Here is a 26,921-nt window from a genome sequence, read left to right as displayed (position 1 = left end):
TCAGCTTCTCCGGGGTACGGAGGAGCCCTGGCGCACCAGGTCGAGGACCAGGTCCGCCGCTGTCTCCACGGCCTGCGCCACGGGTGGCGTGAGGCCCATGCCCTCGTCCGTGGCACGGGGTTCGCAGCCGACCACGTACACCTCGTCGGGCAGCGAGCCGCCCGCTCCGGCGTGCAGATCGTGCAGCAGGCCGAGGACGCTCGCCGGGTCCATGGCGTGCGTGTCGAGCGGTCCCGTTTCGAGCGGTCCCGCGCCCTGCTCCTCCGGATCCTCCGCCGGTCGCGCGCCAGGCCGTTCCGGGCCGACGTCGATGGTGTAGAGGGTGCCGGGCGGGCCGCCCCGGTTGACGATGTCGACCAGGACGAGGGTTTCGTAGCCGTCGAGCAGCCGGTAGGCGAGGTGCACCCCGCGGATTCCCGCGTCCATCAGCTCCACGCCGGGCGGCAGCCGTGAGGCGTCCAGACGGGCGAGGTGCCGGATGGTCTCCACACCGAAACCGTCGTCCTGCAGGAAGACATTGCCGACACCGGCGACAAGGACCCGGCGCGGCTCGTCGGGGGTGGTCATGGCGCCTCCTTCAGCGGGGCCACCTCGTCGGGCTTGAAGTAGAGGAACCGGCCCTGGTCGCGGCGGACATCGGTGCCGGGGTCGTCGTCCACGACGACCGCGAGATGAGTTTCGCCGTCGAGGTCGCGCACCACGGTCTCGACGGTGGCGTGGCGGCCGAGGAGGAACGCGTCCTGCGCGTCGGTGCGGCGCGCTCCGGGCGTGAGCAGGACGCGGCTTCCGGCGCCGACGGTCTCGCCGTCGATGACGACCGTCACCGCTGTCCCGTCGGCTTCGGAGTCCTGCGCCGGGTCCCACCAGGGGTGCCCGGAGCCGTCCGGCAGGCTCAGCCCGGCAGCCGGGGCGTCCGCGCGGGCGTCGCCGCCGGTCACCTCGCGCAGCCCCCGGATCGCTCCGTGCAGCCGCTCCCGTACCGCTTCCGGCATGCTGTCGACCAGATCGACGACCTCGGCGGCCCGCGCGTCCGTGCCCCGTGCCTCGCGCTTCTCGCGCTCGGTGAGCGCCGCCGTGCGCAGCGACAGGATCTCGTCGATCTCGGTGGCGTCGTAGAGCGGTCCGGGGCTCTCGTCGGCGAGGGCCGGGTGGTCCTCCAGGATGATCGGCGAGGACAGCACGATGTCGTCGTCGCCGGGCTCGCCCGCCAGGACGGGCCAGGCGCCGTCGTTGTGCGAGGCGTCGGCGGCGGGGCGCGCCCACTCGGGCGGATCGGTCATCGACAGGAACCGCCCGCCGGGCACCCCGAGCAGCAGATGCGTCCCGACCATGCTGTGCGGGAGCGCCGCCTCACGCCCGGCGCCGACGGTGCCGGGGACCGGGGTGGTGTTGTGCACGGTCACGGTGAGCCGCACCACCCGGTACGGACCGGGCAACTCCTCGACCAGCGGCCGGAGTTCACCCCTGAGCCGTGCCGCGCGCCGGACCAGTCTTCCCACGGTGCGACCCGCCTCGTCCACCACCGGTTCGTGGGAGGTGGCGGGCGGCAGGTCGAAGGTCACGGCCCGCGCGTGCGCCTGATCCTCCGTCAGCTCGGCGAGGGGCGTGTGGATCAGGACGCGCTCCTCGGTCCCCTCGTCCCAGGGCACGAGCACCCGGTCGGGCAGCTCAAGGTCGGGCACCTCGGTGTACGTGCCGTCGTCCGCGAGCCGTTCGACGGTACGCCGCCGTACCCGCAGGAAGCGCAGCTCGGCATGGAGCCGGTCCCCGTCGCGCGGCTCAAGGAGGCACTCCGTGCGCTGTACGTCGTGCTCGCCGCCCGTCCCCGCCCACGCGGGCGGCACCAGGACGCCGAACTGCCACCGCACCTGGTTCTTGGCGGCCGACGCGCGGTACGGGTAGAGGACGTACCCCTCGAACAGCACCGCGTCGGCGACCGCGCGGGCCCGGTCGAAGCCGTCGGCCAAGGGGTTCAGGGGGCGCCGGGGGTGCGTCATCTCAGTCACCGCCCTTGGCGTCCGCCGTGTCCGCAGAGTCCGCCGTGGAAAGCAGCTCCTCGAAGACCCGCTCCCAGGACGGCAGGGCGCGCGCCGAACGGTAGCGGCGCAGCGACTCCAGACAGTCCTGCCGGATCCGCAGCCAGCCCGTACCCGGGAAGTACTCCTCGATCATGCTCCGCCACACGTCCACGGGCATCAGGTACTGGGTCTCCTTGTGCCAGGGGATGGGCTCGGCGCGGAAGCCGGCGCGGCCGGTGAAGACCGTGCCGGAGAACAGCAGCAGCAGCGGGATCTCGCCCCGGGACAGGGCACGGAAGTACGAAGCGGACGCGACCTCGGTGTCATAGGTGCACGGCACCGGCAGATCGACGTGGGTCGTGCCCGTGAAGCCGGGGACCGTGATCGAGGCGTGCGCGAACTGGAGCGGCTTCAGCGTGCTGCTCCACCGGCTCGGCTCCCCGAACAGGTCACCGAGCATGCCGACCTCCTCCGGCGCGTAGCCGCGGCGCGCGGGTTCGATACGGATCTGGCAGCGCAGCGCGATCGCGTGCACCGGCTGGTGGTCGGACTCCTCGATCCGCAGCCCGAACAGCAGCGTGGGTCCGGCACCGAAGGGCTCGGGCCGTACGCCGGTGCAGGTGAAGTGGAGATCGGTCACGCGGTGCCTCCCGGGTCCGGGACCGGTTCCGGGGCCAGGGGCCGGGCCGCCGCGTCGATCCGCCGGAAGAACTCCGCGAGATCCGTACGGGCCTCGGCGCCGCCGTCGAACCCCTTCCAGTGCAGCCGCATCCGGCCGACCAACTCGTAGCAGACGTCGACCGGGACGAGCGTGCAGGTCACGGGCGTGCCGCGTTCGTAGTGCAGCAGCAGCGCCTCGACATCGGGTTCGAGGAGCCCGGCGAGCCGGGTGCGGCCGATCACCGCGTCCCAGGTCTCCGGGTCGAGTTCGCTCTCGGTGGCGCCCGCCGGGCTCGGGTAGAACGCGGCGAGCCGGTCGAGCGCGGAGTTGCGGAAGAAGAAGGCGAGGCCCACGGGGATCTGGAGCCGGTTCCAGTCGGACGCGTCGAGGGTGAAGCCCGGGTCGGTGAGGTAGCGGGATGGCACCGCGCGGAAGCGGCCCTGCCCCGCGCCGGGCCGGGTGAACAGCAGATGGCAGGGCGGGCAGGCGCACTTGAGGGAGCGCCGCGTGGTGTCGACGAGATGCCGGTGTTCGGGCGGCAGCGGCTCCCCGCACAGCTCGCACCGCTCACCCGGAGGCGGCGGCCGGCGCGTGAACTGCTTCAGCACGTCCGCCGTCATGGCCGCGCCCCCAGCAACTCCCCGGGCAGAGCGACCCGTACCGCCCCGCCCTCCTCAAGCAGCGGTACGGGCTCCAGGTGCCCGCTCTCCCCGTGCCCCGCCCGCCTGACGTCGAACTCCGCCGCGCACCGCGCGCACCGCAGCGACTCACCTTCGAGCACGGCGGTACGGAGCCCCGCGCCGCAGGACGGGCAGTGGTCGCGGTAGGCGTACAGGTTCCCCGGCAGCCGTATCAGCAGCAGCGGATGTCCGCCGACCTCGGCGACTTTGGTGGAGCGGTCCGCGGGCGGCAGCGACTGCGGGCTCAGGGTGTGCCACTGGACGGGCCCGTGTGTTTCAGGTACGTCCGGTCCGCCCGGGGCGTCGGACGGCCGGTGCGGCAGGATCTGCAACAGGGGCTGTTCCTGAGGGGTGTCCTCGGTGACGCCCTCGACCTCGATCCGCGCCACCTCGGGGGCGAGCCGGGCGACGGCCTCCTCGATGGTCCAGCGCACGGTCTGGGTGGACGAGGGACACCCGTCGCAGCTCCCGCGCAAGCGCAGCCGGAGCGCCGGCCCGTCGGCGGCGTCCAGGTCGAGCCCGGCGACCTCGACATCACCCGCGTGCGAACCGAGGTACGGGCGCACCTTGTCCAGCGCCCGCCCCACCCGGGTCAGCGTGTCCTCGGGGTGCAGGTCGTGCAGGATCAGCAGATCGCCGACCAGCTCGTCGGCGACGAGCACCGCGACCGGATCCGCCCCGGCCGGCGCGGACTTCAGCAGCCGCACCGTCCGCGCCAGGCCCTCGCCGTAGAACTCCACGACACTGCGCACGAGTTCGTCCGCCGTGTCGCGTGCCCCGGGTCCTGCCTGCCGCTCCAGTTCGTCGAGCAGCGTGGCGATCCGCTCGCCCGTCTCCTGTCCGGCCATCGGCGCGCCCTCTCCTGTGCGGGACCCCTCGGACTCGTGCGCGTACGAAGAGTCAGCCGGCCAGTCCGCTCAGCCCGGTCGGGAGATGGGTCTCCTCGATGGTCCGGCCGCCGCCGACGTACATGTGCACACCGCACGGCAGACAGGGGTCGAAGCTGCGGACGGCCCGCATGATGTCGATGCCCTTGAAGTCGTCGGGCGGGTTCTCCTCGAAGATGGGTGTGTTCTGCACCGCGTCCTCGTACGGGCCCGGTGTGCCGTAGCTGTCGCGCACGCTGGCGTTCCACGGCGTCGGCGGATACGGGTGGTAGTTGGCGATCTTGCCGTCCCTGATCACCATGTGGTGCGAGAGGACACCCCGCACCGCCTCGGTGAAGCCGCAGCCGATCGACTCGTCGGGCACGTCGAACTTTTCCCAGGTCCGGGTCCGTCCGGCGCGCACCTCCTCCATCGCCTGCTCCGCGAAGTGCAGCGCGCAGGCAGCCGCGTACGCCTGGAAGTACGTACGGGCCCGGTTGCGCTCGATGGCGTTGCTCCACGCCGGGATCTTCCACTCCAGGGCCATCTCCGGCTTGGTCATCGTGCGCGGCAGATTGATCCGCACGCTGTGTCCGGTGGCCTTCACATAGCCGATGTCGACCAGGCCCGACAGCGCCGTCGACCACAGCCGGGCGATCGGTCCGCCGCCGGTGTCCAGGGCGAGGTGATCCGTCCCGTCGAACCAGCGCGGCGACATGACCCAGCTGTACTTGTCCTCGAAGTCCCGCTTCTGCGGGGCCGGGATGGTGTGCTGGTTCCACGGGTGCCGCTCGTCGACCGGGTTGCCCAGCGGGTCCTGTTCGACGAACTTCTCGCGGCCCGCCCAGTCCTCGTAGTACGAGGAGCCGAGCAGGATACGGATGCCGAGGTTGATGTCGACCAGGCTGTTCGTGAGCAGTTTGCCGTCCACGATGATGCCGGGCGTGACGAACATCCGGCGGCCCCAGTCCTCCATGTGCGCGTACTGGAAGTCGCAGTACTCCGGGTCGTTGAGCGCGCCCCAGCAGCCGAGCAGCACGCGGCGCCTGCCAACCTCCTCGTAGCCCGGCAGCGCCTCGTAGAAGAAGTCGAACAGGTCGTCGTGGAGCGGTACGACGCGCTTCATGAACTCCACATAGCGGGTCAGCCGCGTCAGGTAGTCCGTGAAGAGCTGGATCGTCGCGACCGTGCCGACGCCTCCCGGGTAGAGCGTGGAGGGGTGCACATGGCGGCCCTCCATCAGACAGAACATCTCGCGCGTGTAGCGGCTCACCTGAAGGGCCTCGCGGTAGAAGTCGCCCTCCAGCGGGTTGAGTGAGCGCATGATGTCGGCGATCGTGCGGTAGCCGTGGTCACCGGCGTGCGGGGCCTCGGTGCGCTCGGCGAGTTCCAGGACACCGGGGTTGGTCTCGCGGACCATCCGCTCGCAGTAGTCCACGCCGACCAGGTTCTCCTGGAAGATGTTGTGGTCGAACATGTACTCGGCGGCCTCGCCGAGGTTGATGATCCACTCGCCGAGGTGCGGGGGCGCGACGCCGTACGCCATGTTCTGCGCGTACACCGAGCAGGTGGCGTGGTTGTCGCCGCAGATGCCGCAGATCCGGCTGGTGATGAAGTGCGCGTCCCGGGGGTCCTTGCCGCGCATGAACACGCTGTACCCGCGGAACACGGACGAGGTGCTGTAGCACTCCGCGACGCGCTTCGCGGCGAAGTCGATCTTCGTATGGATGCCGAGGCTGCCCACGATGCGGGTGATCGGGTCCCACGACATCTCCGTGAGACCGACACTCGCCGGTTTGTCCGTCACCGTCGCCATGGTGTCGCGCCGCCTTCCTGTCGAGTGTGGACCTCAGCGGAGAACCGGAACCACCCGCCGGGAGCCCGGGTCGGGAGCCGGGGTCACCACGGGGGCCGGTAGCCGGTCTTCAGCAGATCGCCCTTGGTGCGCCACTTCGGTTCCTTCTCCACGGTCTTCTCGGTGTAGTGCCGCAGCCGCCGCACGACGGAGCCGTACACACCGCTCGCCGCCGCCGAGACATGCCCGCCCGGCGGCTCGTCCATGAACGGCATGAACTTGTCGGGGAAGCCCGGCATCGTGCAGGCGATGCAGATACCGCCCACATTGGGGCAGCCGCCCACCCCGTTGATCCACCCGCGCTTGGGGACGTTGCACTTCACCACCGGGCCCCAGCAGCCGAGTTTGACCAGGCACTGCGGGGATCCGTACTCCTCGGCGAACTGTCCCTGCTCGTAGTACCCGGCACGGTCGCAGCCCTCGTGCACCGTCGCGCCGAACAGCCACGTCGGACGCAGCTCCTCGTCCAGCGGGATCATGGGCGCCGCGCCCGCCGCCTGGTACAGCAGATACAGCAGGGTCTCCGACGCGTTGTCGGGGTGGACCGGACAGCCGGGGATGCACACGATCGGGATGCCCGCCTTGGACTTCCACTCCCAGCCCAGATAGTCCGGCACCCCCATCGCCCCGGTCGGATTGCCGGCCATGGCGTGGATGCCGCCGTACGTCGCACAGGTGCCGATGGCGACGACGGCCAGGGCCTTGGGGGTCAGCCGGTCCAGCCACTCACTGGTGGTGATCGGCTGGCCCGTCTCCGGGTCGTCACCGAAGCCGCACCAGTAGCCCTCGGGCTTGACGCGCTCGTTCGGGATCGAGCCCTCGACCACGAGGACGAAGGGCTCCAGCTCGCCGCGGTCGGCCTTGAAGAACCAGTCCACGAAATTGTCGGCGCCCTGTACGGGCCCGCACTCGAAGTCGATCAAGGGCCAGTGCACGGCGACCTTGGGCAGCCCCGGCAGTGCGCCGAGTGCCAGCTCCTCGATGCTCGGCTGGGACGCGGCGGTGAGGGACACCGAGTCCCCGTCGCAGCTCAGCCCCGCATTGATCCAGAGAATGTGTACGGTCGGCTCCTCCTGCGCTTCGTCCCGCACGGCGGTGTCGGCCGTGGTGGCGGTCGGGGCGTCCATGAGCACTCCTAGGGACTCCTGGGGATCGGCTCAATCCAGAGATCGGCTCAATCCAGGCATCACTGGACAAACAGCCTCTCTCCTGGATACCGCGAGCCTGTCCTCCGGGGTAAGTGCGGGGTGGCCCTATGGCGGGGGGAGCGAGCCGTGGCGGGGGTGGCGGGGAGTGCGTCGGCAGGAGTGCGCCGTGGTGCCAGGAGTGCGCCGGTGGTACGCCGGTGGTACGGGACCGGCCCGCGGAACCCCCGTTCCCGCGGGCCGGCAGCACAGGGGCCGCGCCCGTCCCGTGCAGCCTGCCTCAGTGCCCGCCCCCTTCACCTCCCCTTTCGGTCCTGGCCGAAAGGGGAGGGGGCCCCGGATAATCGGCGGGTGATCAGACTGCGCTTCACCGCCGCCGATCTGCGCCGGATCACCCTGGCGCCCGCACCCGACGCCCTGGGCGAGACCGCGCTGAGCGTGCGCCACCTGCGCGACCGGCAGCCGGCCGACCGCACCCGACCGGGGCTCGGCACCTGGCGCCGCACGATGCGTACGGGACTGGCCGGGCGGGCCGGAATCCTGTACGACCTGGTGTCCGCGGACACCTTCGTCCCCGACTTCCTCTTCCAGCTGTCCACCGACGACTTCGGCTCGGCCGTGGACCTCGCCATGCTCACGCCGGACGCCGGGATCGCCGAGGACCTGACCGAACTGGGGACGGTGGTGACCTCGGGGCCACGGGCCCGGGACCTCGCGGAAGGCGGCACCGACGCCCGACGCGAGCTGGCCCGGGACCTTCACCACTACCACCGGACGGCCGTCGCGCCCCTGTGGCCCCGCATCCGGGCCACCGGGGTCGCCGACCGCGCACTGCGCGCCGAGACCCTGTTACGCGGCGGGGTCGACGCCCTGCTCGCCACCCTCGGACCGCGCTGGCAGTGGCAGCCGCCCGACCTGCTCATACCGTCGCCCCGCTCGTACCACGTGGAGCTGTGCGGACGCGGGCTCCTGCTCGTGCCCTCGTACTTCGCGTCCTCCGCACTGTTCATGTACCGGCCGGCCGCGTCGACCGTGCTGTTCTACCCCATGCCCGAGGCGGCCGGACCGAGCCCTTCCGTGGATGTCCTCACCCCGCTCATCGGACGCACCAGGGCCCGGGTCCTCGCGGGTCTGCGCCACCCCGCGGGCACGACCGCGCTGGCCGAACGCGTCGGCGTCTCCCCGTCGACGGCCAGCGAACACACCGCTGTCCTGCGCGACGCGGGCCTGGTGTCGACGACACGGATCGGCGGCGCGGTCCTGCACGCGCTCACGCCGCTCGGCGCGGCGCTGCTGGGGAGCCAGAAGTGACCGGGCCCGTCAGGGGGCGCTGTCCAGCGCCCGGCGGCTCGCGGCGGCCTGGTCGGCGCGGAGCGGCAGGAACGTCTGCTGCCCGCCGACCGTCCGCTGCCCCTGCTTGCTGAGCAGGAACCGGGCCAACTCCTCCATGACGGGGTCCAGTTGCCTGCCCGGCCGCTTGTTGACGTTCAGATACGTGAGACGGCTGAGCGGGTAGTCGGCCGATGCGACGTTCTCGTACGTCGGGGCGTATGCCGGGCCGTTGGCGTCCCGGCTGAGCGAGAGGACCTTGACCGCCTGGTCGACATAGGCCATGCCCGTGTACCCGATGGCGTACGGGTCCTCCTCGACGTCCTTGGCGATGTTGAAGACCGTCTTCTCCCAGCGCACGTCCGGGTCGGCCGGAGTCGAACCGTCGGCCGCGCCGGGGCGCCACTCGCCGCGCTTGCCGTCGGAGCCCAGCACCCGCTGCCGGACGAACTCCTCGAACCCGTTCCACGGCTGAAGACCCACGATGTGGATCGGCTTGTCCGCCCACTCGCCCTTCGCGCCCAGATCACCCCAGGTGGTGGCCGCCGCGCCGCCCCGGTTGCGGGTGGTGGACAGGGCCGCGTCGAGCTGGGCGAAGGAGAGCTTGTCGATCGGGTTGTCCTTGTTGACGACGAACCCGACCGAGTCCAGGAAGCCGAAGTGCCGGTAACTGCCCCCCGATATGGGGATGCTGAGCGGGTCGTAGCCGAACGCGTCGTGGAACCCGTCGATGTCGCTGGGCTTCAGCTCCCGGGAGACGAAGACGCAGTCGAGGTTGCCCTTGATCAGCTCCAGCGCGCCGAGGCTGCCCGCGTACGGCGGGTTCACGGAGATATGGACCTTGGGGTACTGCTTCTCGAACTCCTTGATCCACCGCTTGGAGAGGTCGGCGAGCACGTCGGACGCCCCGCACTGGTAGTCGCCGCGCAGTGAATTCTTCGGCCGGGCACGGTAGTTCGCGAGCGAGGGATCGAGGGACGGCTGAAGGAGTTCGGGCGTGGGCAGCGGGCGGCCGTGCGCCTTGTTGTACTCGTCCTGCTCGGCGGTCTGCGGGACCACCTTGTGCTGCGGCGCGACGGCCCAGGTGGTCAGGGCGTCGGCCGAGTGGTCGGAACTGGCCGTACTCGTCAGGGTTCCCGCCGTCGCCAGCGCGGCGGCGATGCCCAGTGCGGTCACTGCGCGAACCGTGCGTTTCATCGATGCTCTCCCGAGGGGATCCGGACGGCACAGCACGCGGCACGGGCCCGGGGAGGAGCCGCGCACCGCGCTGTGCCGTGTTGCCGTCCGGGACGCTAGATTCAGGCCGCCCCACCGGGCCACGCCGTCGCGGCAAAAGACCGTAGATCGTTCTTCTGCTCCTTCTGCTTGCTACGCCCCGCAGAAGTACCGGATGCGAGCGGGGTGCGGGACGCACGGGTGGCTGCCGGTGTGCGAGTCCGGGCCGCGTGCCGGAGGTTCCCTGCACCGGACACCGACATGACCGTCCGCGGCTGCGCAGGAGTGGCCGGGAATGGACTCCGCGGGGACATAATCGCAGTCGGTCGTTTCGACGAACGGGGGAGCCGCATGGACACGGGATCGGTCAGAGTCGTGGTAGTGGCACGGGGAGAGGTGGCGCGGGCCGGCCTTGCCGCCCTCCTGGCGGACGCCGACCATGTGCGGCAGTTCGCCGTCTTCGACCCCGAGGAGTTCACGGCGGCCTCGCCGGAGGACGCCATCCAACTGCTCATCCTCTCCTGCGACGTCCTGCTGCTGTGGTGCGTGAACGGCTCCGGCAGGGGCGAGGACGCGTGGGCGGCCGAACTGGCGGCGGTCGTCCGCAGGAACGGAATCCGCGTCCTGCTGGTGCTGCCCGGTGCCGAGACACAGCGGATCGCGGTCGAGGGAGGCGTCCACTGGGACGGCGTGCTGGACCAGGACGCCCTCACCACCCAGGGGCTCGGGGACGCGCTGCACCGGATCTCCCACGGCGAGCGGCTGCTGCCGAAGCAGACTCCGCGCGTGATGCCGCCCCAGCTCCGGGACGGTGACACCGGGGCGCGGGCCGGGTCCGTGGCGGGGCTGCTCACCGAGCGCGAACGGCAGGTCCTTGAGCTGCTGGTCGGCGGGTTGAGCAACCGTCAGATCGGCCAGGCGCTCGGCGTCTCCGAACACGCCGCGAAGCGGACGGTGGCACTCGTCCTGTCCAAACTGAACTGCCCCAACCGCACCTACGCCGTCGCGGTCGCCCTGCGGGAGGGGCTGGTGGGGACGGGGGAGTCGCTGCGTACGTAGAAGGGGTGTGCCGCGTACGTAGAGGGGGGCGTGCTGCGTACGCGGTCGGGAGGGCCGCGCGGGTCGGGCGGCCGTCCTATCCGTGCCCCAGCACCACCGCGAGGTCGGCCCGTCCGCCGATGCCCAAGGCCCGGTAGGTATGGGTCAGCCGGAGTTCGACCGTGCGCACGCTGACCGACAGCTCCGCGGAGATCTCCTTGTTCGACCGGCCGTCGGCGGCCAGCAGCGCCACCCGGAGCTGGGCCGGGCTCAGCAGCGCCCGGCTCGACCGGGGCAGCGCGGCGAACCGGGCGGCGACCTCATCGGCGCGCGGCACGGGACGGTCCCCGGCGGCCCGGCCCGCCGCGACGGCCTCGTCCAGGAGGCGCCTCCCCTCCGCCGACCGCCCGGCGTCGAGCAGCGCGGCGGCCAGCTCCGCCACGGCACGCGTGTGCTGCCGGCGGGCGCCCGTACCGGTGAGCACACGCACCGATGACCGCAGATGTCCCAGCGCCGTCGGGCCGCCCAGGGCGAGGCCCGTCCAGAGGTGGACCGCGCCGATCGCCGCCGGCGCGCCCCAGGCCCGAGCCGCCGCCAGGCTCTCGGCGAGGTCATGGGCTGCTGCCTCGGGGTTCCCGGCGGCCTGTGCCAGGCCGAGCAGCGGGCGCCACGGCAGGACGGCGGGATTCGCGCAGCCGAGGGCCGGCAGGATCCGGCCGCACTCGCGCAACTGGGCCGTGGCCTCGGGGATCCGCCCGGCGCGCAGGGCGACGACGCCCCGGACGAACTGGAGTTGGGTCCGTCCGAGACTGTGCTCGTGCCGGTCCGGCGGCGCCCCCGACACCGTGCGCTCGGCGAGGTCGGGCCGCCCGGACTCCAGGGCGACCAGCGCCTCCAGCGCGGTCAGCCGGGGCAGCATCCGGGGATGCCAGTGCCGCCGGGGCACCTCCGCGACGGCCTCGGCCAGCCGGTCACCGGCCTCGTCCGGTGCGCCCGTCCGCAGCGCGAGTTCGGCCAGGTTGAGCAGGGCCTGCCCGATCGCCGAGCCCACGCCCCGCTGCCGGGCCTCGGCCTCGACCCGCCGGAGCCCGTCCCGCGCCAGGTCCACGTCCTCGGTCACGGTGAGCACCCTCGCGGCGACGAGGCGCGGGGTGAACAACCCCGCCTCGGTCCCCGTGAGGACGGCGCCGGCGAGCCGACGCGCCTCGTCGATGCCCCGCCCGGCCAGACAGTGCCGCCAGGCGACGGCCGCGGCCTCGACCGCGTCGCCCGGTGCCAGGACACCGGAATCCGCGGCACCGGATGCCACAGTGCCGGATGTCGCCACGGCGGATGTCACGGCCCCAGGAGCCGACGTACCGGACTCCAGGGCCAGTTCCCGCAGACCGAGCAACGCGCGCCTCTCCGCCGGGCACATCCCGTCGCGCGCCGCCGCCGGCCCGAGCGCCGTCGCCACGTCGCTTCCGCCGCCGCGCAGGGTCAGCAGGTCGGCGGCGAGCAGCCGCGCCGCCGACCGGTCCGGGGCGGAGGTCTCCGCCAGGACGCGGCGGAACCCGCGGTCGGCGGCCTCGGGCCGCAGCGACGACTGCGCCCTCGCGAGTTCGAGGAGTACGTCCGAGCGCAGCCCGCCATCCGCTCCGCGGTCCACCGCTTGTTCGAGGAGCGTGACCGCGGCGGCGGCGTCGCCGGACCGGCGGGCATGCGTGCCTGCCGCGTACAGGGCGCCGGGCACCCAGGGGCCGGTGAGCCGGGTCCGTGCGACGAGCCGGCCGACGACCGGTTCCGGGAGCCTGTCGCGGCGCGCCAGGCGTACCGCGCGCTCATGGAGTTCGCGGCGCCGGCCGTCGTCCAGAAGCCCGAGTACCCGCTCGGCCACCAGCGGGTCGTACAGCAGCGGGCGGCTGTCCGGGGCGAGCGCGCCCGGGGCGAGCAGCCCCGTACCCGCCGACTCCGCGCGGGCCCACTCGCGCCGCGCCGAGGGGATCCCGGCCAGTTCGCAGACCTGGCCGAAGGAGAGGTCCCCCGCCGCCAGCGCGCTCGCCGCGACCAGCGCGACCGTCCCTTCCGACGTCCGGGCCAGGGCGCTCCGCAGGTGATGCCGGCCCACCTGGTCGGCGAGCGCGGCGAGCGCGTCGGGAGAGGGCGCGGGAGCGGGCCACCGTCGGAGCGTGGCGCACAGGACCGCCGGGTTGCCGCCCGTGGCGGCGACGGCGGTCGGCACCAGCGGCTCCGCGGCGTCCTCGCCGTACGCGGCGGCGAGCAGCACCCGTACGGCGTCGGCGCTCAGGGGGCGCAGGGCCAGTTCGTACCGGCCGGCGCGGGCGGAGCGGCCGGACCGGGCGGAGCGCGCCGAAGGGACGGTGGCGGTGGGGCCCACGAGCACGTCCGGGCCGGTGACGGCGATCACCCGCAGCAGTGGCGGGTGGTCCGCGCGGCAGCACAGGGATCCCGACGGGTCCACCACGGGCGCGCCCCGGGCATCGTCGACGACGACCGCCACGGGCGTGTCGCGGAGCCCGCGCGCCGCCTCCGCCGGATCGGGCCGTACGGGCGGCGTGACGACCCGCAGTCCGGCCCGCCGGGCGAGCGCGGCGGCCTCGGCGAGTACGGCGCTGCGCCCGGTGCCCGGCCGCCCGTGCACGACGACGGTCGCCGAGCCGCCGTCCGCGACCTCACGCACCGCCAGCTCCAACAGCCCCAGCTCCCGCGACCGTTCAAGGAGCCCGCACGGTGGAGCGGCCGGGGCGAGGGCGGGCGGCGGGGTCAACGTGCCTCGCCGGGCACGCACCCGGACGGGAGCCACCCCCGCGACGAGACCCGGTGCGCCAGTTCGGCGCGCCCGGCGAGGCCGAGTTTCCGGTACACCTTCGTCAGGTGGTACTCGACCGTACGCACCGTCAGACAGAGGGCGTCCGAGATGGCCTGGTTCGTCGCGCCGGCCGCCGCCATCTCCGCCACGCGGCGCTCGGCGTCACTGAGCGCCGCACGCGCGGGCCTGCCGCCGGCCGCGCCGAGGGCGATGCGTGCCTGTTCGGCCACGATCGTGAGACCGCCCTGCACGGCCGTGGCCCGTGCGGCGTGCAGACGGTTCCGCGCCGCCTTCTCGTCCCCCAGCCGTAACAGCGCCGTGCCGAGGCGGAGTTCGGCGAGGGCGTGGGCGTACCGGTCGGAGCTGTCCGCCAGCACGCGCACGCTCTCGGTGAGCAGTTCCACCCGGTCGGCGGCGGTGGCCACCAGGCCCCGGGCCAGCAGGCTCAGTCCGGTGCTGCGGGCCGTCGGCCACCGCTCGGCCAATTCCCGGCCGAGTTCGGCCCGCTCCGTCGCGGCGCTCACCCGGCCCAACTCCATGAGCAGATACGTACTGTGCACCCACCAGGTCGTGAACACCGGGTTCCGCACACCGGCGGCGGCGAGACTCGCCCCGCACCGCTCCAGCAGGGCCAGGGCGTGTTCGGCGCGGCCACGGCCGTGTGCGACAAGGGCGCAGGCCGTCAGGTGATGGTGGTACTCCCAGACGCAACCCTCCAGGCGGTGGCCGTCGACCCGGCGCAGGACGTCCTCGGCGCGGTCGAGATCGGCGCGGGCCACCAGCGCCAGGGCCAGCGCGATCGGCGCCAGACGGGTCCGCCCGGCCCAGTCCTGTCCCGGCCGTCCCGCCCGTTGCCCCGGCTGCCCCGACCGCCCCCCGGTGAGGTGGGACGCGGCGAGCGCCGCATCGGCCGCGTCGGCGGCCCGACCGGATTCGAGCAGCAGCAGCGCCAGCGCCGCTCCGGCGTGCCGCTCGGCCCACACCTCCTCGCGCCGTTGGCTGTCCGCGACCGTCCGGCGCAGTTGGTCGAGCGCGGTCGTCGTGTCGTCGGCCAGCGCGAGCACCCGGGCCGATGCGACCCTGGCCCAGGCGTGGGGCGGCCGGTAGGAGCGCAGGACGTGACGCGCGTCGACAACGGCCGCGCGGGTATCGGTGCCGGTGAGCGCGGTACGCAGGGCGCGGGCCGCGAGGACCAGGTGCTCGGTGGGATCGCCGCCGGGCACGGGCGACGCGCCGACCTGGGCGGGCCGCGACCGGTCGCCGGGCAGGTCTTCCGGCCGGCCGGGATCGAGTTCGTGCAGCAGCGCACCGAGTGCGTCGGGTGTGTCGGGGGAGCGGTGGGTCATGAGGGCGGTGAGCCGCAGGGGCCCTGTGGCGCGTGCCCGTGTCGGCGGGTCGTCCGTGCGGGACAGCGCGCCCCGGAGGTGCGTCCCGGCGGCCGTCGGATCGATGTCGAGCAGCACGGTCGCGAGGTCCGTGCGGACGGCGGCGTCGTCGGGGTCGGCCTCATGAAGCCGCGTCAGATAGGACACCGCGGACGCCGGGCGGTCGAGCCGCGCGGCGGTGGCGGCCTCCTTGAGGATGGTCCGCATCCACGGCCGGTCCAGCGTGGACTGTCCGAGCAGCAGGTCGGCCACCTGACCGGCCGGGCGTGCCGCGTCGTTGAGGATCTCGGCGGCCTGCGCGCGCATCCGCTCGTCCCCTGCCCCCGGCAACGCGTCGAGCAGCGTCTCCAGATGCGGCGCGCCACCCTGTGCCGGTACGGGTCCCGGGACCAGCCCGAGGCCCCGGGCGGACTCCAGGAGCTGGCCCGCCACCCCGGAGGGAAATCCGGCGAGGGCGCCGACGAGGTCCGCGTCGCACGTGCCGAGCAGCGCCGCCGCCTGGGCGACCCGCAGCAGTCCGGGCTCGCGGCGGCCGAGATCGTCCAGGCTCCCGGCGGCCGGCCGCGGAGTGTCGGCGGGCCAGAGGTCGGCGGTGTCGACGACCGAGCAGTAGTCGCGCGCGAGGAGCCCGTGGAAACCGGCGGCGGCGACGGCCAGCAGGCCGGGCGACAGACTCAGCAGGACGGTCAGCGGCTCCCCGGCCGCCTCGCGCAGCACCCGGTCGATACAGCGGAGTGTCCCGTCGTCGCACCACTGCGCGTCGCCGATGGCGATGACCAGGGGGCCGCGCGTCAGCAGCCCGTCGACCAACTCGCGGGCCGCGACGGCTATTTGGTGGGCGGGGAGCGGTTCGCCGTGGGGTGAGCCGTGGGGTGAGGTGTGGGGTGAGGTGAGCAGCCGCCGCAGCGCGGAGTGTTCGACACGGGCCTCGTCGCGGCGGCAGGCGACACGGCGCAGACTCACCTCCCGCCCGTACTTGTCGCCGACATGACGCACGATCGCGTCCACGGCGGAGCAACAGGAGGAGGGAGAAAGCGGTGCGGAGGGGGTGGGGGCGGGGGAGTCGAGCAGCACCACGCAGCGCGCTTCGAAGCAGTCGGCGGGAACCGGGGAGACCGACGCGCCCGACGGCGCGGACCTGTCCGAAGCGGCAGGGGCGGAGGGGGCCGTGGCGGGGGAGGCGGTGGGGGAGATGGATCGAGAAGCCGGGCACGAGAGAGGGGGACGCACGTGCCCTGATCGGCTCGAACTCATAATCATTACGATACGATAATTCTGTGTTCCTTGGTGGGACGGCCATGGAGCCGCCGAGGCGGCGGACCGGGACGAACTGTTATGGAACACCCCGCGATTGCCCGGCTTCGTCCCCGAACGAGGGCACCTGTGCTACTCCGTGACCGGACACACGACTTCGCCACAATGCGTACGGCCATGGACCGTGCGCAGGAGGGCGACACCGTTCTCGTGACGGTCACAGGCGCGCCGGGCATGGGCCGTTCCGCACTCCTCGACACCCTCGCGGAACGCGCGGCGAAGGACGGCTTCGTCGTACGAAGGGCCCGCGGCAGCCGCCTCGAACAAGGGCTTCCCCTCGGCGTCCCCAGCCAGCTCCTTCCGCAGGCCGGTCTCGACGCCGAGGTGCCCGTCCGGGTCGAACTCGCCTCCGCCGTACGGCGGCACGCGGTCGTCGGCGAGGCCCGCGCGGCCCAACAGGCGGGCGCCGCGGCCCCGGTGGCGCTCCTCGCCGACGATCTGCAGTGGGCCGACGAGGCGTCCCTGACCTGGCTGGCCCGGCTCCTCGCCGATCCGAGACCCGCCCCGCTGCTCCTGGTGGTCGCGGTGTGCGAGGGGGAGGCGACCGCCGAACGACCGGGCGTACAGGACCTCCTGACGGCGGCGGACCATGTGATGAGGACGGGCGCGCTCGGCGAGGAGGACGTGGGCGCGCTCCTGGAGGAGTACGGCGTCCTCCTCACCGACACGGCGATCCGGGCCTGGACCCGCGCCACGGGCGGAAACCCGGCGCTGATCACCTCCCTGCTCGACCGGGTGCCCACGCCGCACCGCCTCGCCCCCGCCGGACTGCTCGACCTCGCCCGCGCCCTGCCGGCGCCCTGGACCCTGCGGGCCCGCGTCGCCGCGGCCCTGGCCGGCCATCCGGAGCCCGTACGACGGTTCGCCCACGGGGTCGCCCTCCTCGGCGGGGTGGCCGGGACCCGCGTCCTCGCCCGTCTCGCGGACCTCGACCCGGCCGAGGAGACCGCGGCGGCCCACACCCTGCTCCGGCTCGGCTGGGCGGCCGACCGCTGGTCGCCGCCCGTGCTGTGGGACTGCGTACGGGAGATCGCCGAGGACGCGCTCCCGCTCGCCGACCGCACCCGACTCCACCGCCGCGCGGCCGAGTTGCTGCACGAGACCGGCGCTCCGGCCGAGCTGATCGTCCCGCACCTCCTGGAGATCGGTCCCGGCGAGTGGACCGATGCCGCGTCCGTACTGCGTGAGGCGGCGTGCGACGCGTGGCGCCGCCGGGACTCCGCCTTCGCGATCCGCTGTCTGCGCCGGGCCCTGCGCGAGTTCCCGCCAGACAGCCCGCAGCGGGGCGACTTCCTGGCCGCACTCGCCGACGCGGAGCAGGACGCCGACACCTCCGCCATGCTGCGCCACGTCAACCAGGCGCTGCCCCTGCTGAGTTCGGCCGGGGAACGCGCCGCCGTCGTGGCCTGCGTCCCGCTGACCCTGTTCCTCTCCGCCCGGCAGGCGGCCTCGGACGTGCTCGACCACATCGGGCCACTGCCCCCGGCGCCCGCCGACGACCCGGCCGCAGTAGAACTCGGACTGCGGCTGGAGGCCCGCGTGCGGCTGTTCGGGCTCAGCGACCCGGCGGCCCCCGACGCCGCCGTCGCGCGCCTGCGCGCCCTGGACCCCGGGCCCGGCCCCGCCACGGCGGCGGAGCGCGAACTCGTGTCGGTCCTCACCTTCGCCGGTGCACTCGGCGGCCGGCTGCCCTCCGCCGAAGTCGCCCCGCTGGTGCGCTGGATGCTGGAGCACGAACCCGCGTCGGCCACCTCCGGATACGCGGCCCCCGCGCTGATGATCGCCTGCGCGGCGACGGCGTCCCTGGCCGACGAACCCGTACGCGGCTGGCTGGACATGGCGCTCGGCACGGCCCGGCAGCGCGGTGACGAACGCCTGGAGACCCATGTACTGGGCTGGCGCGCGCTGACCGCCCTGCACGCGGGACGCCTCGCGGACGCCTGGTCGGACGCGCTGGACGTCTGCGCGACGGCACGCGGCCCGCTGGGCGACGACGACTGGATGACCGTGCTCGCCCTGACGTCCGTGGTGGTCGAGACGGGCGATCCCTGGCTGGCCGACCGGCTGCGGGTCCTGCTGTGCGAGGAGCAAGGCACCGGGATGCCGGTACGCGATCTCGCCCTGCGGGTGCTGCGGATCCCCCTCACCCCGGAACCCGAACTGGCCGCCCTGGTCGCCGACCTGCTGGACGCCGCCGACCGCGCCGAATCGGCGGGCTGGTGGAACCGGGCACTGTTCCCGGTCGACCTGTGGTGCGTGCCCCTGCTGCAACGCCTCGGTGAACCCGAGGTCGCGCTCGGACTCCTGGCCCGCGCCTGCGACCGGGCCCGGGGGTTCGGCTCGCCTGCCGTGTTCGGCCGGATCCTGCGCATCTGGGGCACCGCCCTGCGGGGCCGCTACGCGCTCTCCCTGCTCGCCGAGTCCGTCGCCGTGCTCAGGGAGGGCGCCAACGCCCTGGAGCTGGGCAGGTCGTTGACGGCGTACGGGAACCGGCTGCGCGCCGCCGGACGGCCCGGCGCCGCCGACGTCCTCGCCGAGGCCGACCGGATCGCCGACGCGACGGGCGAGTCGCTGCTGCGGTGCTGGACCGGGCCGCACCGAGGGGAGCCGCGCGGAGCGGACCTGCTCGGCGGCGGACTGCTCAGCCACACCGAGCGCCGGGTCGCCGCACTGGTGGCGCTCGGCCACACCAACCAGGACGCGGCGGACGCGCTGGGCGTCACCCGGCGGGCCGTGGAGAAGATCCTGACCAGGCTGTACCAGCGGCTGGACGTCGAGGGCCGGGCCGGGCTGATCCCGGTGGTGCGCCGGATGGCCGGGAAGGCCGCCTTCCGCTCGGGAGCGCTCGCCGGGAACCTGTGACATCGCGCCAGGAACCGGCCCGTTGGACGTATCCGCCCATCACCGCCCTTGTCGCCCCGGCCCGTCCCCCGCAGGCGGGCCGCACGGCTTCGGTGGCCGATCGGCGCACCGAACGGGCTACTGACCAGTAAGTCAGCTGGTGGTGCGGGCCGCCTTGAGGAGTGTGCGGCATTTCCGGGGTTCTGCGGTTAACTTCGGGCCTGCGCGCGGTGTACGGCCGACCTCTCCCCGTCACCTCGGGGGAAGCACCGGTCTTTCCCGCACCGCACTCTCCGAACCGCACGCAGCCGACCACAGTCTTGCGGGGCACGACCGGACCCCATTGCCTGTCGGCATACGGCCTCATTAGGCTGCTCGACGGCCAAGCCGAGAAACGCAGAAACAACGGGGGTTGGGCTAGATGGTCAATGCCAAGATCGGTGCGGAAAGCGAGATACGACAGGCAACCAAGGGAGGAACTTTCGTTCCTGGAAACATGGTACGTACTCTCGACTCATTAGACGACATAGATTCATCTTTTTTCGAGACGGAGATGCGCGGCGGCGATTCCCGCGACCTCTTCCTCTCCCTCTTCGAACGCTCCGGAATCGGTCTCGCCACCCTCGACCCGGCCCTGCGCGTGCGGTCGGTCAACAGCGTCCTCAGCACCCAGTGCGGCCGGCGCCCCGAGGAGATCCGGCACCGCGACTTCGCCGAGTTCCTGCATCCGAGCGTGCGGCAGCACGTGCTGCGCCAGTTCGGCCGGCTCGTCCAGGGACACCAGGCCCGGCTGGTCGGCCGGTCCGTCGTCATGTGCTTCCACCGCACCGCGGTCTCCGGCAAGCTCACCGCGTTCCCCGTCGAGGACGACGGCCAAGTCGCCATGATCATGGTCCAGTTCACGCCCGAGGAGACCCCCGACGACCAGCAGGCACTCGCCGGCTCCCCCTGGCAGCTCGCGCCGCTGAGCGCGAAGGTCCTGGAGGGCGTGGCGGCCGGCAACCCGACCGTCCGCCTCGCGGCCAAGCTGTTCCTCAGCCGCCAGGGCATCGAGTACCACGTCAGCATGCTGCTAAGGCAGTTCAAGGTGCCCAACCGCACCGCGCTCGCCGCGAAGGCGTACTCGATGGGCATGTTCAGCATCGGCTCCTGGCCCCCCAGGATCCTCCCCGACTTCGTCCGCCCCGACCACCAGGGCTCATAGCCGTCGCGCGGGCGACGCCCGTACGGGCTCCCCGCGGCCCTGGAAGCCGGTCCACCACGGTCGTTATAGTGGCCGACTGCCGTGAGGTGAGCCGCGGCGGCGACGTGACGCGCCGCGGCTCCGACTACTGCGGGGGCGATGTGAAGGTACTCGTGGTCGAGGACAACGAGCCGGTATCGGCGGCCCTCCAGGCGGCACTGGTCCAACAGGGCCTGGCAGCCGTGTGCGCGAGCACCGGCAGGGCCGCGCTCGACCTCCTTCAGCGGGCCCGCCCCGATGTCGTCCTGCTCGACCTCGGGCTCCCCGACTGCGACGGCTTCACCCTGTGCGGCAGGATGCGCGCGATCAGCTCCGTCCCGATCCTCGTCACCACCGCGCGCGGGGACCACGCCTCCTGCGTCCGAGGCCTGGACATGGGAGCGGATGACTATCTCGTCAAGCCCTACAACCTGGCCGAACTCCTCGCCCGGGTGCGGGCGGTGATGCGCCGCAGCCGGCCCGCAGAACCGGCGCCCGCCGCCGATCCGCCCGGCGATCTCCTCCTGGCGGGGCCGGTGCGGATCGACCTGAAGGAGCGGGCCGTACTCGTCAACGGTGTCCCGACGGAACTCCCCGACGACGAGTTCGGCATCCTGGTCGCCCTGGCCCGGCGGCCCGGCGAGACGCTGCCCGTGGACCAGATCGTCGACGAGGTCCTGCGGACGCACCGGGCCGCACTGACGGAGTCGCTCCAGCGCGGCATCGCGTCGCTGCGCGAACGGCGCGGTCTGTCCCCACTCCTGGAGACCGTCGACGGCGAGGGCTACCGGCTGTCGGTCCCGGGTCCGCGCGACCGCTGACCTTCCGGCGGCCGAACAAGGCAACCCCGGCGCCGAAATTCTGGGAATTCTTGTAGTGCTGAGCGATACGGGCAGCGGATCTCCCGCGCCAACGGGACCGTGGTGGTCGGCGAAGCCGCGCTTCGGCCCCGGGACCGCAGGAATCAAGCCACGGAGGCTTGTCCCGCCGTTCCCGCCGGGCAGCCTGGTGCACGGTCACACAGGCGAAACCCAGCATTTCATCGCGAGGAGGAATAGTGCGACCAGTCCGGTCAAACAATGGCCGTGGAAAAGCCGTCACCGCTTTGTCCTTGGGCATTCTGCTCAGCGTCGGCACAACGGCCGCTCCGGGCCACGCACAGGACTTCGGGACCGATGCCAATGCCGCGCAGGCCCGTGCGGCGAACGGGAATTATCTGGTCGTCCTCGAAGAAGGAGCGCATACGGATGTCGCCGCCGCCTACGGCGTCCGGGTCCTTGAGCGATACGACCACGCACTGAACGGGATGCTGGTCGAAGGCAGCGAGGCACAGGCGAAGCGACTGGCCGCCGACCCGTCCGTCCGCGTCGTGGAGCGGAACACCCTGGTGCACCGCACCTCCCACCGCAAGGCGACCCAGCGCGGCCCGCTGTCCTGCGGTCTCGACCGCCTCGACCAGCGCAGGCTTCCGCTCGACGGCTCCTACACCTACCCGGCCGGTGCCGGGGCCGGAGTCGACGTCTACGTGATCGACACCGGTATCGACTACGGCCACCCCGATCTCCGGCCCCGCGCCACCCCCGGCTTCGACGCCTTCGGCGGCGACGGCAGCGACCAGCACGGCAACGGCACCCTCATGGCCGGAATCGTCGGCGGCACCAAGTACGGCGTCGCCAAGAAGGCCAGGCTGATATCGGTGAAGGTGCTCGACGCGCAGGGCGGCGGCACCCTCGCCGGAGTGATCGCCGGTATCGACTGGGTCACCGCACACGCCAAGGGACCGTCCGTCGCCAACTTCATCGTCGGTTCCCCCGTCAGCGAGGTACTGGACGAGGCCGTACGCAACTCCATCGCCGCCGGAGTGACGTACGCGATGTCGGCGGGCGCCAGCTCCGACGACGTCGCCAACTCCTCGCCCGCGCACGTCAGCGAGGGCATCACCGTCGGAACCTCCGACTGCGCCGACCAGGTCGCGGGATTCAGCAACTACGGCCCCGGACTGGACCTCTACGCGCCCGGCGTGGACATCACATCCGACTGGCCGGGCGGCGGGACCAACTCCGACTCCGGTACGTCGGTCTCCGCGGCGCACGTCTCCGGAGTGGCCGCGCTCTACCTCGCACAGCATCCGAAGGCAACACCGGCCAAGGTGGGCAAGGCCCTGGACGGCGCCTCCGTGAAGGGCGCGCTCACCGGCGTACCGGCGGGCAGCCCCAACAAGCTGATCCAGGTGGTCCGGTGAACCACCGCCGGACAGGGAAGGCTCCGGGGACACGAACAGGGAAGCCACCCGGGACACCACCAGGCAAGCACCCGGGCAACCCGAGGAACCCCCACTCTCCGCCGAGCCGACGGGTGAGAAATTGCTGATCACCGAAGATCTCGTGAAGTGTTACCGGGGCGGCACCCGCGCCAACGACGGCATCAGCCTGCATGTCAAGGCGGGCGAGGTGGTCGGCCTCCTGGGGCACAACGGCGCCGGGAAGACCACCCTCATCAACCAGGTGGCCGGGCTCGCCCTCCCCACCTCCGGCACGATCCGGGTCGACGGCTGCGACCCGGTCGCCGAACCCGCCCGCGTACGCCGGATGGTGTCGGTGATGCCGCAGGCCCACGCACCGCTGGCCGGTGTCACACCCCAGCAGGCGATCCGGACGATGGCCCGCATCCGCGGCATGAGCAAGCAGACCGCCGTGGTACGGACCCGGGAGATCATCGACGCGCTCGACCTCGGCGAGTGGGCCGACACGTCCGGGGAACGCCTCTCCGGGGGCGTCCGGCGGCTGACCGCGTTCGGCATGGCCGCTGCCGAGCCCGGACGGGTCGTCATGCTCGACGAACCCACCAACGACGTGGACCCCGTCCGCCGCCGGCTGCTGTGGGAGCAGATCCGCGCACTCGCCAACCGGGGCTGCGCCGTACTCCTCGTCACGCACAACGTGATCGAGGCGGAACGCAGCGTGGACCGCATCGTCGTGATGGACGCCGGCAAGGTGCTCGCCGAGGGCACGGCGGCACAGCTCCGCTCCCGGGCGGTCGGCGAACTCCGCCTGGAGCTGACGGCGGCGACCGCCGACAGCCTCCCGGAGCTGCCCGCCCACCTCCACACCGCGGGACCGCCCCTGCGCAGCTCCCGGCGCATCGTGGTGCCCATCGGTTCCGACGCGGCGTCGGTGGCGCTTGCCTGGGCGCAACAGCTCCGCGCGGCGGGGGACATCGACGAGTTCGCGCTGCTGCCGGTCGGCCTGGAGGACGTCTATCTCCAACTGGTCGGCGGAGACACCGATCCGGGCTCCAGCACCGACACGCACCGTGGCGCCGACACCGACACCGGAAAGGAGGAGCAAGGTGAGCCACTGGTTTCGTAGCTACGGCCTGCTGCTGGGCTGGACCGCGCTGCGCAGCCGCGCGACCCTGCCCCTCAACCTCATCATCCAGACCTGCCTCGCCGTGGGCATCATCGTCGGCTTCGCCTACCTCGTACCCGAGATGGACGACGCCACCGCGCTCTACTTCGCGACCGGGGCGCCCGTCCTCGGACTCATCACCGTCGGCATGGTCATCGGTCCCCAGGAGGTCGCCTCCTCGAAACAGGAGGGCATCTTCGACTTCAACCGCTCACTGCCGGTGCCCAGGAGCGCCCTCATCGCGTCGGACGCCACCGTCGCGCTGATCACCGCACTGCCCGGCATGCTGGCCGCGCTCGTCGTCGCAGGTCTGCGCTTCGACCTGACCCTGCACATCAGCCCGCTGGTCGTCCCCGCCATCCTCCTGACGGCGTTCACCGCCATCGGTCTCGGCTACGGGATCGGCTACGGGATGGCACCGCCGGCCGCCCGCATGATGTCGCAACTGGTCGTCTTCGTCGCGCTGATGTTCTCCCCGATCACCTTCCCGGCGTCCCGGCTGCCCGACTGGTTCGAGTCCGTGCACAAGGTGCTCCCGTTCCAGTACATGGCCGAGTCCGTCCGGGACACCCTCAACACCCCGCCGGACGGCGTCTCCGGCCTTCCCTTCGCCGTCCTGGCGGTCTGGTCCCTCGTCGGGTTCCTCATCACCTACCGGATGATGTCCCGCAGGCCCTGAGCCTCCCGCACGGGCGAGCGGACACCGGATCACCGACACCCGACACCACCCGACACCGGGGCGACGCTCCTGACCGACCCCTCGGCCAGGAGCGTCGCCGTGTCAAGCCGCGTCAGCGCCACGCGCCCGGCGCCCCTGCCGCGCGCCTTCCCTTTCCCGACGCATGAAGAAGCGGGGGTTTCCTCATGTCTTCTTTCCTTCAGCCCGATGCCGATGCCGATGCCGGTGGCGCGGGCGCCGTGGGCCGGCGGCGACGGTTGCTGGCCGTGCACGCCCACCCCGACGACGAGTCGAGCAAGGGCGCGGCCACCCTGGCGAAGTACGTGGCCGAAGGGGTGGACGTACTGGTGGCGACCTGCACCGGAGGTGAACGCGGGACCGTGCTCAACCCCCGGCTCCAGGGCGACACGTACGTCGAGAAGAACATCCGGGAAGTGCGCCGCAGGGAGATGGACGAGGCCCGTGCGATTCTCGGCGTCGAGCAGGCATGGCTCGGCTTCGTCGACTCGGGCTTCCCCGAGGGCGACCCACCGCCTCCGCTGCCCGACGGCTGCTTCGCGCTCCAGGACGTCGCTACGGCAACCGAGCCGCTGGTGAGGCTGGTCCGGGCGTTCCGCCCCCAGGTGATGATCACGTACGACGAGAACGGTGGCTACCCGCACCCCGACCACATCATGAGCCACCGCATCTCCATGGCCGCCTTCGAAGCCGCGGGCGACCCCGCGCGGTATCCGGCGGCAGGGCCGGTCTGGCAGCCACGGAAGATCTACTACAACCAGGGCTTCAACCCCCGCCGCACCCGCGCGCTCCACGACGGACTGCTGGCCCGCGGGCTGCGGTCGCTCGGCGCCGACTGGCTCGCCGCCATGGCGCCGTTCGAGCACGGGGATCGAGCCTTGACGACCTTCGTGACCTGCGGCGACTACTTCGAGATCCGCGACAAGGCGCTGGCCGCCCACGCCTCCCAGATCGACCCCGACGCCGGCTGGTTCCACGTACCCCTGGACATTCAAAGGGAGTGCTGGCCGACGGAGGAGTACGAGCTGGCGAAGTCGCTGGTGGACACGGACCTCCCCGAGGACGACCTCTTCGCCGGCCTCTGAACGCCTTATGAACGTGCGGTGGGCAGCGGCTGGACCACCGCTTCCTCCTGCGGCACCGTCCGCTCCCTGATCCGTGCCCGGTCCGGCCCGGAGGGCCATTCGCGGAAGCGGCGGAACAGCATCGGCACCCCCCGGGCGACCGAGATGTCCGCGCTGTCCATGGCCTGGATGTGCACATGCGGCTGGGTCGAGTTGCCCGAGTTGCCGCAGTCCGCGATGTGCTCGCCCTCGACCACCTTCTGACCCACGGAGACCCGCACGGAACCGGCCTTGAAGTGCGCGAGAGCGACGTAGGGCCCCTGCTCCGAGAGCGCGATGATCACGTGGTTCCCGGCGATGGCGTTGACGCCCTCGCGCAGTCGTGCGCCCTGGCCCAAGGTGTAGGGCACCAGGGCCAGTTGGGACCGCCGTGCGTCGTGGTCGGACTCCGCGTCGTGGACCGCGACGACCGTGCCGCCGACGGGCGCGAGGATCGGGAGGCCGAACGCGCGGAAGAGCTGCGGCGGTTCGGTGGCGAAGAACGTCCGCCAACTGCGGGTGCGGGTCGTCCTGTGCTGGTCGTCGACGGCGATGAAGTCGATGGCGTAGCGACCGCCCAGGAGGTTGGTGCCATGGCTGGGGACCCGTCGGGCCGGGCTGTTCCTGGCGCGCCACAGTCCGGTGAACGGGAAGGCGACCTCCACTCCCTGCTCTCCCGGACGCTGCGCGGATGAACCGCCGGACCTGCTGAGGGCGGCGGCTCCGGCGGCGAGGACGGTGGCGCCGATCGCGACGACGCGTGCGACGAAGAGCCGGCGCGAGGCGTCGGCACCGGCGGTCCCGGGCGTGACGGACGCACCGGGGACCTCGGCCGGTGAACGGGCGGTGCGGTGGGCGAGGGTCCTGCGGAGCACCGGGCGGGCCAGCTCGCCCAGGAGTAGTGCGAGCGTCAGGTACATCAGCAGAGGCAGCCAGGTGGTCGCCGTCCAGGAGGACACACGGAGGACCTCGTACGACAGTTCGGCGGGGCCGGCCGTGAGGACGAGGGCGGTGGCCGCCACGAGCAGCCACACCAGCACCGTGCCGACGCGTCGCCACGGGCCGCCCTCGCGGGAGACGTCCTTGACCAGCCGTCGGAACACATACCAGTGGGCGGTGGCCAGTACGGCGAGGATCAGGGCGGCGTTCAGAAGCAGGAGGGCCATGTCGGTGGGGTTCCGTCCGTAGGGGGTGCCGCGCGGTGCTCGGGGCCGTCGCCGTAGTCAAGTATGGCGACCCGTCCAGCCTCGTCAACGTACGCCCGAACTCTTCGGCCGGTTTCAAAAGAATGGGCGATTTCCTAGTCCTCCGGGTTCCGGTCCTTGGTCACCCGGGG

General features: G+C 72.5%; 20 protein-coding genes. 9 read left to right on the top strand and 11 right to left on the bottom strand.

The annotated features are described in order from the left end of the window. The 7 genes from ACIQNU_RS19595 to ACIQNU_RS19565 all read right to left on the bottom strand — a co-directional run bounded on the left by ACIQNU_RS19595 (position 1) and on the right by ACIQNU_RS19565 (position 7,207). Positions 1 to 567 carry a hydrogenase maturation protease gene (locus ACIQNU_RS19595; protein ID WP_401367712.1) on the bottom strand — a complete coding sequence of 189 codons (567 nt, stop codon included), beginning with the start codon at positions 565 to 567 and terminating at the stop codon, positions 1 to 3. Beyond that, the gene (locus ACIQNU_RS19590) at positions 564 to 1,997 is read right to left on the bottom strand and encodes a hypothetical protein (protein ID WP_401367709.1); all 1,434 of its coding nucleotides are present in this window, start codon (positions 1,995 to 1,997) and stop codon (positions 564 to 566) included. Before ACIQNU_RS19590 ends, ACIQNU_RS19595 begins: the two co-directional genes overlap by 4 nt. A 1-nt stretch (position 1,998) precedes the next feature. Continuing rightward, positions 1,999 to 2,658: a DUF6084 family protein gene (locus tag ACIQNU_RS19585; protein WP_401367706.1), complete on the bottom strand. Its 660-nt coding sequence runs from the start codon at positions 2,656 to 2,658 to the stop codon at positions 1,999 to 2,001. After that, the gene (locus ACIQNU_RS19580; protein ID WP_401367704.1) at positions 2,655 to 3,299 is read right to left on the bottom strand and encodes a DUF5947 family protein; all 645 of its coding nucleotides are present in this window, start codon (positions 3,297 to 3,299) and stop codon (positions 2,655 to 2,657) included. The genes ACIQNU_RS19585 and ACIQNU_RS19580 overlap by 4 nt, the downstream gene beginning before the upstream one ends. Then, positions 3,296 to 4,207: a NifU family protein gene (locus ACIQNU_RS19575; RefSeq protein ID WP_401367701.1), complete on the bottom strand. Its 912-nt coding sequence runs from the start codon at positions 4,205 to 4,207 to the stop codon at positions 3,296 to 3,298. The genes ACIQNU_RS19580 and ACIQNU_RS19575 overlap by 4 nt, the downstream gene beginning before the upstream one ends. Positions 4,208 to 4,259: 52 nt before the next feature. Beyond that, complete coding sequence (locus ACIQNU_RS19570) at positions 4,260 to 6,041, bottom strand: nickel-dependent hydrogenase large subunit (RefSeq protein WP_401367698.1); 1,782 nt, start codon at positions 6,039 to 6,041, stop codon at positions 4,260 to 4,262. A gap of 83 nt (positions 6,042 to 6,124) precedes the next feature. Beyond that, positions 6,125 to 7,207: a hydrogenase expression protein HypE gene (locus ACIQNU_RS19565; RefSeq protein ID WP_401367695.1), complete on the bottom strand. Its 1,083-nt coding sequence runs from the start codon at positions 7,205 to 7,207 to the stop codon at positions 6,125 to 6,127. A gap of 369 nt (positions 7,208 to 7,576) precedes the next feature. On the opposite strand from ACIQNU_RS19565, the gene ACIQNU_RS19560 reads away from it, so the two are divergent. Continuing rightward, a complete protein-coding gene (locus tag ACIQNU_RS19560) occupies positions 7,577 to 8,536 on the top strand; it encodes an ArsR/SmtB family transcription factor (protein ID WP_401367692.1) in 960 nt (319 codons plus the stop codon). 9 nt (positions 8,537 to 8,545) lie between these two features. On the opposite strand, the gene ACIQNU_RS19555 is transcribed toward ACIQNU_RS19560, so the two are convergent. Beyond that, entirely contained in the window at positions 8,546 to 9,730 is a 1,185-nt protein-coding gene (locus ACIQNU_RS19555; RefSeq protein WP_401367690.1) for a PstS family phosphate ABC transporter substrate-binding protein, read from the bottom strand. Between the two features lie 420 nt (positions 9,731 to 10,150). Here ACIQNU_RS19555 and ACIQNU_RS19550 point away from each other — a divergent pair, with 420 nt between their 5' ends. Then, on the top strand, positions 10,151 to 10,828 hold the full coding sequence (locus ACIQNU_RS19550) for a response regulator transcription factor (RefSeq protein ID WP_401367687.1): 678 nt from the start codon (positions 10,151 to 10,153) through the stop codon (positions 10,826 to 10,828). 76 nt (positions 10,829 to 10,904) lie between these two features. On the opposite strand, the gene ACIQNU_RS19545 is transcribed toward ACIQNU_RS19550, so the two are convergent. After that, on the bottom strand, positions 10,905 to 13,574 hold the full coding sequence (locus ACIQNU_RS19545) for a LuxR C-terminal-related transcriptional regulator (protein ID WP_401367684.1): 2,670 nt from the start codon (positions 13,572 to 13,574) through the stop codon (positions 10,905 to 10,907). After that, positions 13,571 to 15,997, bottom strand: a complete 2,427-nt coding sequence (locus ACIQNU_RS19540; RefSeq protein WP_401367681.1) for a LuxR C-terminal-related transcriptional regulator — start codon at positions 15,995 to 15,997, stop codon at positions 13,571 to 13,573. The genes ACIQNU_RS19545 and ACIQNU_RS19540 overlap by 4 nt, the downstream gene beginning before the upstream one ends. Positions 15,998 to 16,336: 339 nt before the next feature. On the opposite strand from ACIQNU_RS19540, the gene ACIQNU_RS19535 reads away from it, so the two are divergent. The 7 genes from ACIQNU_RS19535 (at position 16,337) to mca (ending at position 25,567) form a co-directional block, all read left to right on the top strand. After that, complete coding sequence (locus tag ACIQNU_RS19535) at positions 16,337 to 19,177, top strand: AAA family ATPase (protein ID WP_401367679.1); 2,841 nt, start codon at positions 16,337 to 16,339, stop codon at positions 19,175 to 19,177. 532 nt (positions 19,178 to 19,709) lie between these two features. Next, entirely contained in the window at positions 19,710 to 20,360 is a 651-nt protein-coding gene (locus ACIQNU_RS19530; protein WP_401367676.1) for a LuxR C-terminal-related transcriptional regulator, read from the top strand. A 68-nt stretch (positions 20,361 to 20,428) separates the two neighbouring features. Then, a complete protein-coding gene (locus tag ACIQNU_RS19525; RefSeq protein ID WP_401367675.1) occupies positions 20,429 to 21,199 on the top strand; it encodes a response regulator in 771 nt (256 codons plus the stop codon). A 290-nt stretch (positions 21,200 to 21,489) separates the two neighbouring features. Beyond that, positions 21,490 to 22,620, top strand: coding sequence for a S8 family serine peptidase (locus ACIQNU_RS19520; RefSeq protein WP_401367672.1), 1,131 nt, complete (start codon positions 21,490 to 21,492; stop codon positions 22,618 to 22,620). A 121-nt stretch (positions 22,621 to 22,741) separates the two neighbouring features. Next, positions 22,742 to 23,746, top strand: a complete 1,005-nt coding sequence (locus ACIQNU_RS19515; RefSeq protein WP_401367670.1) for an ABC transporter ATP-binding protein — start codon at positions 22,742 to 22,744, stop codon at positions 23,744 to 23,746. Continuing rightward, the gene (locus tag ACIQNU_RS19510; protein ID WP_401367668.1) at positions 23,727 to 24,464 is read left to right on the top strand and encodes an ABC transporter permease; all 738 of its coding nucleotides are present in this window, start codon (positions 23,727 to 23,729) and stop codon (positions 24,462 to 24,464) included. Before ACIQNU_RS19515 ends, ACIQNU_RS19510 begins: the two co-directional genes overlap by 20 nt. A 260-nt stretch (positions 24,465 to 24,724) precedes the next feature. Further along, positions 24,725 to 25,567, top strand: a complete 843-nt coding sequence (mca, locus tag ACIQNU_RS19505) for a mycothiol conjugate amidase Mca (protein ID WP_401368068.1) — start codon at positions 24,725 to 24,727, stop codon at positions 25,565 to 25,567. Between the two features lie 5 nt (positions 25,568 to 25,572). On the opposite strand, the gene ACIQNU_RS19500 is transcribed toward mca, so the two are convergent. Next, positions 25,573 to 26,751, bottom strand: a complete 1,179-nt coding sequence (locus ACIQNU_RS19500) for a M23 family metallopeptidase (protein WP_401367666.1) — start codon at positions 26,749 to 26,751, stop codon at positions 25,573 to 25,575. Between the last annotated feature and the right edge of the window lie 170 nt (positions 26,752 to 26,921).

Origin of the sequence: Streptomyces sp. NPDC091292 (assembly GCF_044757265.1) — a bacterium.
Classification (GTDB): domain Bacteria; phylum Actinomycetota; class Actinomycetes; order Streptomycetales; family Streptomycetaceae; genus Streptomyces.
Note: the sequence above shows the minus strand (reverse complement) of the source record. Positions and strands in the feature narration are given on the sequence as shown.

What these genes read in the sequence shown, in the direction of transcription:
- ACIQNU_RS19575 (WP_401367701.1), bottom strand. Translation starts at nt 4,207, where the DNA reads ATGGCCGGACAGGAGACGGGCGAGCGGATCGCCACGCTGCTCGACGAA.
- ACIQNU_RS19570 (WP_401367698.1), bottom strand. Translation starts at nt 6,041, where the DNA reads ATGGCGACGGTGACGGACAAACCGGCGAGTGTCGGTCTCACGGAGATG.
- ACIQNU_RS19595 (WP_401367712.1), bottom strand. Translation starts at nt 567, where the DNA reads ATGACCACCCCCGACGAGCCGCGCCGGGTCCTTGTCGCCGGTGTCGGC.
- ACIQNU_RS19580 (WP_401367704.1), bottom strand. Translation starts at nt 3,299, where the DNA reads ATGACGGCGGACGTGCTGAAGCAGTTCACGCGCCGGCCGCCGCCTCCG.
- ACIQNU_RS19565 (WP_401367695.1), bottom strand. Translation starts at nt 7,207, where the DNA reads ATGGACGCCCCGACCGCCACCACGGCCGACACCGCCGTGCGGGACGAA.
- ACIQNU_RS19500 (WP_401367666.1), bottom strand. Translation starts at nt 26,751, where the DNA reads ATGGCCCTCCTGCTTCTGAACGCCGCCCTGATCCTCGCCGTACTGGCC.
- ACIQNU_RS19530 (WP_401367676.1), top strand. Translation starts at nt 19,710, where the DNA reads ATGCGCGGCGGCGATTCCCGCGACCTCTTCCTCTCCCTCTTCGAACGC.
- ACIQNU_RS19535 (WP_401367679.1), top strand. Translation starts at nt 16,337, where the DNA reads ATGGAACACCCCGCGATTGCCCGGCTTCGTCCCCGAACGAGGGCACCT.
- ACIQNU_RS19590 (WP_401367709.1), bottom strand. Translation starts at nt 1,997, where the DNA reads ATGACGCACCCCCGGCGCCCCCTGAACCCCTTGGCCGACGGCTTCGAC.